The 10,134-nt window shown below is 42.6% G+C and carries 11 protein-coding genes; 9 read left to right on the top strand and 2 right to left on the bottom strand.

What is annotated here, in order from left to right:
- Positions 1-20: 20 nt before the first annotated feature.
- The 4 genes from pabB (at position 21) to O3650_RS08055 (ending at position 5,014) form a co-directional block, all read left to right on the top strand.
- A complete protein-coding gene (pabB, locus tag O3650_RS08070) occupies positions 21-1,739 on the top strand; it encodes an aminodeoxychorismate synthase component I (RefSeq protein WP_371491875.1) in 1,719 nt (572 codons plus the stop codon).
- 108 nt (positions 1,740-1,847) lie between these two features.
- Positions 1,848-2,993 carry an Ltp family lipoprotein gene (locus tag O3650_RS08065; RefSeq protein WP_153192095.1) on the top strand — a complete coding sequence of 382 codons (1,146 nt, stop codon included), beginning with the start codon at positions 1,848-1,850 and terminating at the stop codon, positions 2,991-2,993.
- A 125-nt stretch (positions 2,994-3,118) separates the two neighbouring features.
- Positions 3,119-4,078 carry an ROK family glucokinase gene (locus tag O3650_RS08060; protein WP_000078564.1) on the top strand — a complete coding sequence of 320 codons (960 nt, stop codon included), beginning with the start codon at positions 3,119-3,121 and terminating at the stop codon, positions 4,076-4,078.
- A gap of 96 nt (positions 4,079-4,174) precedes the next feature.
- Entirely contained in the window at positions 4,175-5,014 is an 840-nt protein-coding gene (locus O3650_RS08055; protein WP_000158617.1) for a thymidylate synthase, read from the top strand.
- 50 nt (positions 5,015-5,064) lie between these two features.
- Here the strand turns inward: O3650_RS08055 and O3650_RS08050 are convergent, their stop codons facing one another.
- Positions 5,065-5,235, bottom strand: coding sequence for a DUF3042 family protein (locus O3650_RS08050; RefSeq protein ID WP_001051780.1), 171 nt, complete (start codon positions 5,233-5,235; stop codon positions 5,065-5,067).
- Positions 5,236-5,355: 120 nt separating this feature from the next.
- On the opposite strand from O3650_RS08050, the gene miaA reads away from it, so the two are divergent.
- The 5 genes from miaA to O3650_RS08025 are packed head-to-tail and all read left to right on the top strand — an operon-like array spanning position 5,356 to position 9,807.
- Positions 5,356-6,240 carry a tRNA (adenosine(37)-N6)-dimethylallyltransferase MiaA gene (miaA, locus tag O3650_RS08045; RefSeq protein ID WP_153192091.1) on the top strand — a complete coding sequence of 295 codons (885 nt, stop codon included), beginning with the start codon at positions 5,356-5,358 and terminating at the stop codon, positions 6,238-6,240.
- A complete protein-coding gene (hflX, locus tag O3650_RS08040) occupies positions 6,233-7,471 on the top strand; it encodes a GTPase HflX (RefSeq protein WP_153192089.1) in 1,239 nt (412 codons plus the stop codon). The genes miaA and hflX overlap by 8 nt, the downstream gene beginning before the upstream one ends.
- Positions 7,464-8,087, top strand: coding sequence for a cystathionine beta-lyase (locus O3650_RS08035; RefSeq protein ID WP_203175315.1), 624 nt, complete (start codon positions 7,464-7,466; stop codon positions 8,085-8,087). Before hflX ends, O3650_RS08035 begins: the two co-directional genes overlap by 8 nt.
- A gap of 14 nt (positions 8,088-8,101) precedes the next feature.
- Positions 8,102-9,031: a ribonuclease Z gene (gene rnz, locus O3650_RS08030; RefSeq protein WP_138335584.1), complete on the top strand. Its 930-nt coding sequence runs from the start codon at positions 8,102-8,104 to the stop codon at positions 9,029-9,031.
- Between the two features lie 20 nt (positions 9,032-9,051).
- On the top strand, positions 9,052-9,807 hold the full coding sequence (locus O3650_RS08025; protein ID WP_203175317.1) for an SDR family oxidoreductase: 756 nt from the start codon (positions 9,052-9,054) through the stop codon (positions 9,805-9,807).
- A gap of 39 nt (positions 9,808-9,846) precedes the next feature.
- On the opposite strand, the gene O3650_RS08020 is transcribed toward O3650_RS08025, so the two are convergent.
- Positions 9,847-10,134, bottom strand: a 288-nt coding sequence (locus O3650_RS08020) for a transposase (RefSeq protein WP_371491871.1), incomplete at its 5' end; no start/stop codon positions are given.

Raw genomic sequence — 10,134 nt, 5'->3', positions numbered from 1 at the left:
TTTTGTGCTATACTTAAGGTATGCATAGAAAAACAGTGATTGATTTTAGGGCTTTGAGGGAGAGATACACCTTTACCCAGCCTATCAAAGAGTTAAAAACCAGAGATTTAACAGAAGTAACAGCCTTATTGGCACAAGTGGAAAGCTACCAAGAGCAGGGCTACTATGTGGTGGGCTATGTCAGCTACGAGGCTGCACCTGCTTTTGAGGAGAAATTAGCAGTTCACAAGGCTCCTCTACTGGGCGAGTACTTGCTTTACTTTACCGTTCATGATAGCGTGGAAACTTCCCCTATTCCTCTGACTTATGATGAGGTTGATTTGCCTTCAAATTGGCAGGAAGTAACGTCTGCAGCAGACTATGAAAAGGCTATTGCCCAGATTCACCATCATTTGCGGCAGGGAGATACCTATCAGGTCAACTATACCGTTCAACTCAAGCAAGATTTAAGTGCTAATCCGTTTGCCATCTACAATCGCATGGTGGTAGAGCAGGAGGCAGGCTATAATGCCTATGTGGAACACGATGAGATGGCAGTGATTTCCATGAGTCCAGAACTCTTTTTTGAGCAAAATGACCGTGAATTGACGACGCGACCAATGAAGGGAACGACTCAGCGTGGCATGACTGACCAAGAAGACTTGGAGCAGGCCAGTTGGTTGGAACAGGACCCCAAAAATCGCTCTGAAAATATGATGATTGTGGACCTCTTGCGCAACGATATGAACCGTATTTCTGAAGTGGGCAGTGAACATGTGGAGCGTCTGTGTCAAGTGGAGCAGTATTCAACTGTTTGGCAGATGACTTCGACTATCAAGAGTCAGTTGCGAGAGGATGTGGACTTGGTTGCCATTTTTCGTTCTCTCTTTCCTTGTGGATCCATAACGGGAGCTCCGAAAATTGCGACAATGGAGATCATCAAGAACTTGGAGCCACAACCACGCGGAGTCTACTGTGGAACGATTGGTCTCTTGCTTCCAAATGGACGACGGATTTTTAATGTTGCCATTCGGACCATTCAACTGCATAAAGAAAAAGCCATCTATGGAGTTGGCGGAGGCATTACATGGGATAGCACTTGGGAATCTGAATACCGAGAGGTTCATCAAAAGGCAGCTGTTCTCTATCGTAAACAAGCTCGTTTCCAAATAATTACAACTGGAAAAATCAGTCAGAAGAGCTTGCTGTTTGAAGATCAACATTTGGAAAGACTGAGAAAAGCTAGTCGATATTTTGCTTATCCTTTTGATTCAGAAAACTTGAAACGAAAGATAGAGGAGGAGTGTCAGGCTTGTGATGCTAATCAAGATTACCGCTTGCGAATTAGCCTTAGCAAGTCTGGAGAGATAGAACTCAGTCGACAAATCTTAACATCCCTTAGTCCAAGTTTTTGCGAGGCCGAACTTTGTCTGCAAGAAGCAGATTTGAATCAAGCATTTACCTATTTTAAAACGACTCATAGACCACACTTGACTCTAGGGAAACAGGAAATCATTTACCATAATGTAAAAGGAGAACTGCTTGAAAGCTCTATCGGAAATTTGGTTCTGAAAATCGCTGGGAAACTCTACACACCGCCTATCCGACTGGGAATCTTACCAGGAATTTACCGTCAGCATTTGCTGGAAAGAGGACAGGTAGAAGAGAAAGTCTTTACCTTGACAGATTTAGCCCAAGCAGAAGCTATTTACGGCTGTAATGCAGTGAGAGGCTTGTATGAGTTATTTATTCAAAAATAAGAATTGTAATGAAAAGTTATAAGGACTAGGATTGATTTTTCCTTGAATTGAAGAAATAAATCTGATAAAATAAACATGAAATCGATATCATAATTATGGGAGAAAAAGATGAACAAACGTCTATTTTTAAAAATGAGTCTGGCAACATTGCCAGTTTTAGCCTTGTTTTCACAACCAGTTTTAGCAGAAGAAAACATTCATTTTTCTAGTTGTAAGGAAGCTTGGGCTAATGGCTATTCGGATCTTCATGAGGGAGACCCTGGTTATTCTGCCAAGTTAGACCGCGATCATGATGGTGTGGCTTGCGAATTGAAAAATGCTCCTAAGGGTGCCTTTAAAGCAAAACAAGCAACTGCGGCTCAAACCAACACAACTTCATCTACAACAAGTGGTTGGGTTAAGCAGGACGGTGCTTGGTACTACTTTGATGGAAATGGAAATCCAGTGAAAAATACTTGGCAAGGAAGTTATTACCTGAAAGCAGACGGAAAAATGGCCCAGAGCGAATGGATTTATGATGATTCTTATCAAGCTTGGTATTACTTGAAATCAGATGGATCTTATGCTTACAGTACATGGCAAGGAGCTTACTACCTTAAATCAAACGGAAAAATGGCTAAAGGTGAATGGGTTTATGACTCTTCTTACCAAGCCTGGTATTACTTGAAATCAGATGGATCTTATGCTCGCAATGCTTGGCAAGGGAACTACTATTTGAAATCGGATGGTAAAATGGCTAAAGGTGAATGGGTTTATGATGCTACCTATCAAGCTTGGTATTACTTGAAATCAGATGGATCTTATGCTTATAGTACATGGCAAGGAAATTACTATTTAAAATCGAATGGTAAAATGGCTGTCAATGAATGGGTTGATGGTGGACGTTATTATGTTGGCGCTGACGGAGTTTGGAAGGAAGGTCAAGCAAGTACAGCTTTTTCTAGTAATGATAGCAATAGTGAATATTCTGCTGCTTTAGGAAAGGCAAAAAGTTATAATTCGTTATTCCACATGTCAAAAAAACGTATGTATAGACAATTAACTTCTGATTTTGATAAATTTTCAAATGATGCAGCTCAATATGCGGTTGATCATTTAGAAGCCGATTATAAATATAATGCCTTATTTAATGCTAAAAACTATAGAAAATTATTTAATATGTCTAAGTCTCGTCTCATCAACCAATTGACCTCTTCTATAGATGGCTTTACAGAGGAAGAAGCTAACTATGCAATTAATCATTTAGATGACTAACAGATACTGGTAGGCGAAAAATTCCTTATAATTCATTCACGCAAACCTTTGCATAAATGAGTGAATTTTGTTATACTAGTGCTGTAAGCATTTTCAATTAATTCATAATGAAAAAGGAGAATATGATGAGTCAAAAGATTATTGGGATTGACCTTGGTGGAACTTCTATCAAATTTGCAATCTTAACAACAGCAGGAGAAATCCAAGAAAAATGGTCTATCAAGACTAACATTTTGGATGAGGGAAGTCATATCGTAGATGATATGATTGAGTCTATTCAACACCGTTTGGACTTGCTTGGGTTGGTGGCAGCGGATTTCCAAGGTATTGGAATGGGGTCACCAGGTGTGGTTGACCGTGAAAAAGGAACAGTTATTGGTGCCTACAACTTGAACTGGAAAACCCTTCAACCAATTAAAGAAAAGATTGAAAAAGCCTTGGGTATCCCATTCTTCATCGATAATGATGCCAACGTGGCCGCTCTCGGTGAGCGCTGGATGGGTGCTGGTGATAACCAACCAGACGTTGTCTTTATGACACTTGGTACAGGTGTTGGTGGCGGTATCGTCGCTGAAGGCAAATTGCTTCATGGTGTTGCTGGTGCAGCAGGTGAGCTTGGCCACATCACTGTTGACTTTGACCAACCAATCGCATGTACTTGCGGTAAGAAAGGTTGCCTTGAAACAGTTGCTTCAGCAACAGGAATTGTCAACTTGACTCGTCGCTATGCCGATGAATACGAAGGCGATGCAGCCTTGAAACGCTTGATTGATAACGGAGAAGAAGTAACTGCTAAGACTGTCTTTGATCTTGCAAAAGAAGGAGACGACCTTGCCTTGATCGTTTACCGTAACTTCTCACGTTACTTGGGAATCGCTTGTGCTAACATCGGTTCAATCCTAAACCCATCAACAATCGTTATCGGTGGTGGTGTGTCAGCTGCGGGAGAATTCCTTCTACAAGGTGTTCAAAAAGTCTACGATGAAAATACCTTCCCACAAGTACGCACATCAACAAAATTAGCTCTTGCAACTCTAGGAAATGACGCTGGGGTTATTGGAGCAGCATCACTTGTATTGCAATAAAATAAAAAAGGAGAAAATTGCTTTCTAGAAGCGAGTGATTTTCCTCCTTTCTTTTTTATGCTATACTAGTTAGGACAATAAATGAGGTGAGAGTAAATGACAAAAGCAGATACGATTTTTAAAGAAAATATTGAACGAATCCTCAAAGACGGTGTCTTTTCTGAGCAGGCACGTCCTAAGTACAAGGATGGGACAGTTGCCAACTCCAAGTATGTAACGGGTGCATTTGCCGAGTATGACTTGGCAAAGGGGGAATTCCCAATCACAACCTTGCGTCCTATTGCCATCAAATCCGCCATCAAGGAAGTGCTCTGGATCTACCAAGACCAGTCCAATAGCCTAGAAGTGCTTAATGACAAGTACAATGTTCACTACTGGAATGACTGGGAAGTGGGAGATACGGGAACTATTGGCGAGCGTTACGGGGCGGTCGTTAAGAAACACGACATCATCAATAAGCTTCTCAAGCAGTTGGAAGCTAACCCTTGGAACCGTCGAAACATTATCTCCCTTTGGGATTACCAGGCTTTCGAAGAAACAGATGGGCTGCTCCCATGCGCCTTTCAGACCATGTTTGATGTCCGCCGTGTAGATGGAGAAATCTACCTGGATGCGACCTTGACCCAGCGTTCGAATGATATGCTAGTGGCCCACCACATCAATGCTATGCAGTATGTGGCTCTTCAAATGATGATTGCCAAGCATTTTGGTTGGAAGGTTGGGAAATTCTTTTACTTTATCAACAACCTTCATATCTATGACAATCAATTTGAACAAGCTCAGGAATTGCTCCGTCGTGAGCCGTCAAACTGCCAACCTCGCTTGGTTTTAAATGTGCCAGATGGGACCAATTTCTTTGATATCAAAGCAGAGGACTTTGAGTTGGTGGATTATGACCCTGTCAAACCACAGTTGAAGTTTGACCTAGCTATATAAAAGAATAGAAAAAAGAAGTTGAGACAATGAATCCCAACTTCTTTTGTTTTTTAACGTGATACGCGACGACGAGCTGCTTTTTTACGGTTTTCTTCGATGAAAGCTGCTTTTTGCTCTTCTGGTTCGATCACTTTCTTTTTAAATGCGTATACTGCACCTGCAACTGCAGCGACAGTTCCTGCGACACCTGTTACAAGACCTTTAGCGAATCCTTTAGCCATGAGTCTTCCTCCTTTATCTTTTCAATCAGCCAGCCTCCTCAAGAGGTCATATTTTTCTGACTGACTTTTTTGTGTTATAATAATAGTAACGAAAAAATGGGAATTTTTCAAGGAAAAAAGATGAAAACAAAAATAATTGTGATCGTTGGACCGACTGCAGTTGGAAAGACAGCTCTTGCTATTGAAGTGGCCAAGCGTTTTAATGGCGAAGTTGTTAGTGGTGATAGCCAGCAAGTCTATCGAGGACTTGATATTGGGACGGCTAAGGCTAGTCCAGAAGAGCAGGCAACTGTTCCCCATCATTTAATTGATGTTAGAGAGGTAACCGAGTCTTACTCGGCTTTTGATTTTGTCTCAGAAGCTAAGATAGCTATTGAGGATATTCACAGCCGTGGCAAGCTAGCCATTATCGCCGGTGGGACTGGGCTTTATATCCAGAGCTTGCTTGAAGGCTACCACCTAGGTGGGGAGACTCCCCATGAGGAAATTTTGGCCTATCGGGCTAGTTTGGAGCCCTATACAGATGAGGAATTAGCTCATCTTGTGGCGCAAGCAGGCCTTGAAATTCCCCAGTTTAATCGTCGTCGTGCAATGCGTGCCTTGGAAATTGCCCATTTTGGTCAGGATTTGGAAAATCAAGAGACCTTGTATGAACCGCTGATTATCTGCTTGGATGATGAGCGCAGTCAATTATATGAACGTATCAATCGTCGCGTGGATTTGATGTTTGAGGCTGGGCTTTTGGATGAGGCCAAGTGGCTCTTTGACCATTATCCAGATGTGCAGGCTGCTAAAGGGATTGGTTACAAGGAACTCTTTCCTTATTTTCGTGGAGAGCAGACCTTGGAAGAAGCCAGTGAGAGTCTCAAACAGGCTACCCGTCGTTTTGCCAAGCGTCAGTTGACCTGGTTCCGTAATCGCATGCAGGTGACCTTTTATCAGATTGGAGAAGCTGGTGTGCAAGACCGCATTTTAAGCCAGATAGAGGAGTTTTTAGATGATTGAAACGGAGAAAAAAGAGGAACGGGTCCTGCTGACTGGTGTGGAATTGCAGGGCATGAACAATTTTGACCTCTCCATGGAAGAATTGGCCAGTTTAGCGAAAACGGCTGGGGCAGTCGTTGTAGATAGCTTCAGACAAAAACGTGAAAAATATGATTCCAAGACCTTCGTTGGCTCTGGTAAGTTGGAAGAAATTGCCCTCATGGTGGATGCAGAAGAAATCACCACTGTCATCGTCAACAACCGTCTGACCCCAAGGCAAAATGTCAATCTAGAAGAAGTTCTCGGTGTTAAGGTCATTGACCGTATGCAGTTGATTTTGGATATCTTTGCCATGCGGGCTCGAAGCCATGAAGGGAAACTCCAAGTCCACCTAGCCCAGCTCAAATATCTCTTGCCTCGCTTGGTTGGTCAGGGAATTATGCTCAGCCGTCAGGCAGGGGGAATTGGTTCCCGTGGACCTGGTGAAAGCCAGCTGGAGCTGAACCGTCGTAGTGTTCGCAATCAAATTACGGATATTGAAAGACAGCTCAAGGTGGTTGAGAAAAATCGGGCGACTGTCAGAGAAAAACGTCTGGAGTCCAGCACCTTTAAGATTGGTTTGATTGGTTATACCAATGCTGGGAAGTCAACTATCATGAACACCTTAACCAGTAAGACCCAGTATGAGGCTGACGAGCTCTTTGCGACTCTGGATGCGACGACTAAGAGTATCCATCTGGGGGGAAATCTCCAAGTAACTTTGACAGATACCGTGGGCTTTATCCAAGATTTGCCGACAGAGTTGGTATCCAGTTTCAAGTCGACCTTGGAAGAAAGCAAGCATGTGGACCTTCTGGTTCATGTTATCGATGCCAGCAATCCTTACCATGAGGAGCATGAAAAAACAGTTCTGTCCATCATGAAAGACCTGGACATGGAGGATATTCCTCGCCTGACCCTTTATAATAAAGCGGATTTGGTGGAGGACTTTACCCCTACCCAAACACCTTATGCCCTCATTTCTGCCAAGTCTGAGGATAGTCGTGAGAATTTGCAGGCACTATTTTTAGAGAAAATCAAGGAGATTTTTGAGAGATTTACCCTGCGCGTGCCTTTTTCAAAGTCCTACAAGATTCATGATTTAGAAAGTGTTGCGATTCTGGAAGAACGTGATTATCAGGAAGACGGCGAAGTGATTAGAGGCTACATTTCCGAGAAAAATAAATGGAGGTTAGAGGAATTTTATGACTGATATTAAAACGTTGGCTCTAAAGTATGGAGGTTATACAAGTCTGGATAAGGTCTATCTGGATCAACTTCTAGCTGGTAAAACAGAGCAGGAGCAGTTGGCACTGATCACACCTCCTCCGAGTGTAGTCAATGCCTACTTTGCAGAACTCTACCAGAAAAAGAGCCCTGAAGCAGCGACGGATTATTTTGCAGAACTAAGTCAGGAACTGAATCTTTACAATACTGAGCCTAGTTTCACCCTAGAAAATAAGCCTTTTATTCGCCTTAACCTGTCTGGTAAGTCCTTTGGTTTTTGTTATGAGAGTGAGGGTCTGGGTCGAATTTTCTCTGAGAATGAAGAGAAGATTTCAGATGACTTGCTCTTTGAAATTGCGCAAATTTTTCCCCATCAGCTGGTCTTTGAGGAGTCTGGCAAGATTTACATGAAGGCTGTCGAGGACGAGGAAATTGTTAGCGTGGAAAGTCTTACAGCTTTGACTGATTTGGAAAGCTTGGCTGACGGTCGTAAGCGTCTCAAAGGCTACAGCCAAGAGGATTTATTGCAAGAAGCCACTGCTTTTTCTGGCAAGCGCTATTTCCGATCGGAAAACCGCACAGCCATGTTATATATTGATTAATTAGAAAGTATCGAATGGATATTCAATTTTTAGGAACGGGGGCAGGTCAGCCCTCTAAAGCCCGCAACGTTTCAAGTCTCGCCCTGAAACTCTTGGATGAGATTAACGAAGTCTGGCTCTTTGACTGTGGAGAAGGTACGCAAAATCGCATTCTGGAAACCACAATTCGACCACGTAAGGTCAGCAAAATCTTTATTACTCACCTACATGGAGACCACATCTTTGGCTTGCCAGGTTTCCTTTCTAGTCGTGCCTTTCAAGCCAATGAAGAGCAGACAGATTTGGAAATTTATGGACCGCAAGGAATCAAGTCCTTTGTCTTAACCAGCCTTCGTGTGTCGGGTTCTCGCCTGCCTTACCGCATTCATTTTCATGAGTTTGACCAAGATTCTCTAGGAAAAATCCTTGAGACCGATAAATTCACTGTGTATGCAGAGGAACTGGACCATACTATTTTCTGTGTTGGTTACCGTGTCATGCAAAAGGACTTGGAAGGAACTTTAGATGCTGAAAAACTCAAGGCAGCTGGTGTCCCATTTGGCCCACTTTTTGGAAAAATTAAAAACGGTCAGGACGTTGTTTTAGAAGATGGGACTGAAATCAAGGCAGCAGACTATATCTCAGCCCCACGTCCAGGTAAAATTATCACTATTTTAGGAGACACTCGAAAAACGGATGCCAGTGTGCGTCTGGCTGTCAATGCCGATGTCCTTGTCCATGAGTCCACTTATGGCAAGGGTGATGAAAAAATTGCTCGTAACCATGGCCACTCTACTAACATGCAAGCTGCACAAGTAGCAGTAGAAGCAGGTGCAAAACGCCTCTTACTCAACCATATCAGTGCCCGTTTTCTCTCAAAAGATATCAGCAAGCTCAAAAAAGACGCTGCTAGTGTCTTTGAAAATGTCCACGTGGTCAAAGACTTGGAAGAAGTGGAAATCTAAAAGATTGAGAAAGGATAAGTATGCCTACTATTCTCATTACCGGAGCTAGCGGTGGCCTAGCCCAAGAAATGGTCAAACTCTTGCAAAATGACCAACTCATCTTGCTTGGTAGAAGTAAGGAAAAATTAGCCCAACTCTACGGAAACTATCCCTATGCAGAATTGATTGAAATCGATATTACCGATGATTCAGCCTTAGACACTCTGGTAGCAGACCTTCATCTCCGCTATGGCGAGATTGATGTTTTGATAAACAACGCTGGTTACGGGATTTTTGAGGAATTTGACCAGATTTCCGACCAAGATATTCATCAGATGTTCGAGGTCAATACCTTTGCCCTGATGAATCTATCTCGACGCATTGCGGCTCGAATGAAGGAAAGTCGAAAGGGCCATATCATCAATATTGTTAGCATGGCAGGTTTGATTGCTACTGGCAAGTCTAGTCTCTACTCAGCCACTAAGTTTGCAGCCATTGGTTTTTCAAATGCTTTGCGCCTTGAACTCAGGCCCTATGGTGTCTATGTGACAACAGTTAATCCAGGCCCAATCGGAACAGGATTTTTCGACCAAGCCGATCCAGATGGAACCTATCTCAAGTCGGTTGAACGCTTCCTGTTGAAACCAGATGCAGTGGCTAAAAAGATTATCAAGATTATAGGAAAAAACAAACGAGAACTCAATCTACCGATGTTGTTGAACCTAGCCCATAAGTTTTATACTCTCTTTCCTAAGCTTGCTGATAAGTTGGCAGGGGAAATTTTTAATTATAAATAAAAAAGGGCTCTTTGTCAACTGTAGTGGGTTGATGAAAAGCTAAGCTCGAGAAAGGACAAATTTCGTCCTTTCTTTTTTGATGTTCAGAGCGATAAAAATCCGTTTTTTGAAATTTTCAAAGTTCCGAAATCCAAAGGCATTGCGCTTGATAAGTTTGATAAGATTATTGGTGGCATCCAGTTTGGCGTTGGAATAGGGTAGTTGAAGGGCGTTGACAATCTTTTCTTTATCCTTGAGGAAGGTTTTAAAGACAGTCTGAAAAATAGGATGAACCTGCTTAAGATTGTCCTCAATAAGTCCGAAAAATTTCTCTGGTTCCTTATTCTG

It is taken from the genome of Streptococcus sp. 20925_1_24 (assembly GCF_041432335.1).
Lineage (GTDB): Bacteria > Bacillota > Bacilli > Lactobacillales > Streptococcaceae > Streptococcus > Streptococcus mitis_BM.
The sequence above is the reverse complement of the archived record's forward strand: the minus strand, read 5'-3'. Positions and strand labels throughout refer to the sequence as shown.

What these genes read in the sequence shown, in the direction of transcription:
- rnz (WP_138335584.1), top strand. Translation starts at nt 8,102, where the DNA reads ATGGATATTCAATTTTTAGGAACGGGGGCAGGTCAGCCCTCTAAAGCC.
- O3650_RS08055 (WP_000158617.1), top strand. Translation starts at nt 4,175, where the DNA reads ATGACAAAAGCAGATACGATTTTTAAAGAAAATATTGAACGAATCCTC.
- O3650_RS08060 (WP_000078564.1), top strand. Translation starts at nt 3,119, where the DNA reads ATGAGTCAAAAGATTATTGGGATTGACCTTGGTGGAACTTCTATCAAA.
- O3650_RS08050 (WP_001051780.1), bottom strand. Translation starts at nt 5,235, where the DNA reads ATGGCTAAAGGATTCGCTAAAGGTCTTGTAACAGGTGTCGCAGGAACT.
- O3650_RS08065 (WP_153192095.1), top strand. Translation starts at nt 1,848, where the DNA reads ATGAACAAACGTCTATTTTTAAAAATGAGTCTGGCAACATTGCCAGTT.
- pabB (WP_371491875.1), top strand. Translation starts at nt 21, where the DNA reads ATGCATAGAAAAACAGTGATTGATTTTAGGGCTTTGAGGGAGAGATAC.
- O3650_RS08025 (WP_203175317.1), top strand. Translation starts at nt 9,052, where the DNA reads ATGCCTACTATTCTCATTACCGGAGCTAGCGGTGGCCTAGCCCAAGAA.
- hflX (WP_153192089.1), top strand. Translation starts at nt 6,233, where the DNA reads ATGATTGAAACGGAGAAAAAAGAGGAACGGGTCCTGCTGACTGGTGTG.
- O3650_RS08035 (WP_203175315.1), top strand. Translation starts at nt 7,464, where the DNA reads ATGACTGATATTAAAACGTTGGCTCTAAAGTATGGAGGTTATACAAGT.
- miaA (WP_153192091.1), top strand. Translation starts at nt 5,356, where the DNA reads ATGAAAACAAAAATAATTGTGATCGTTGGACCGACTGCAGTTGGAAAG.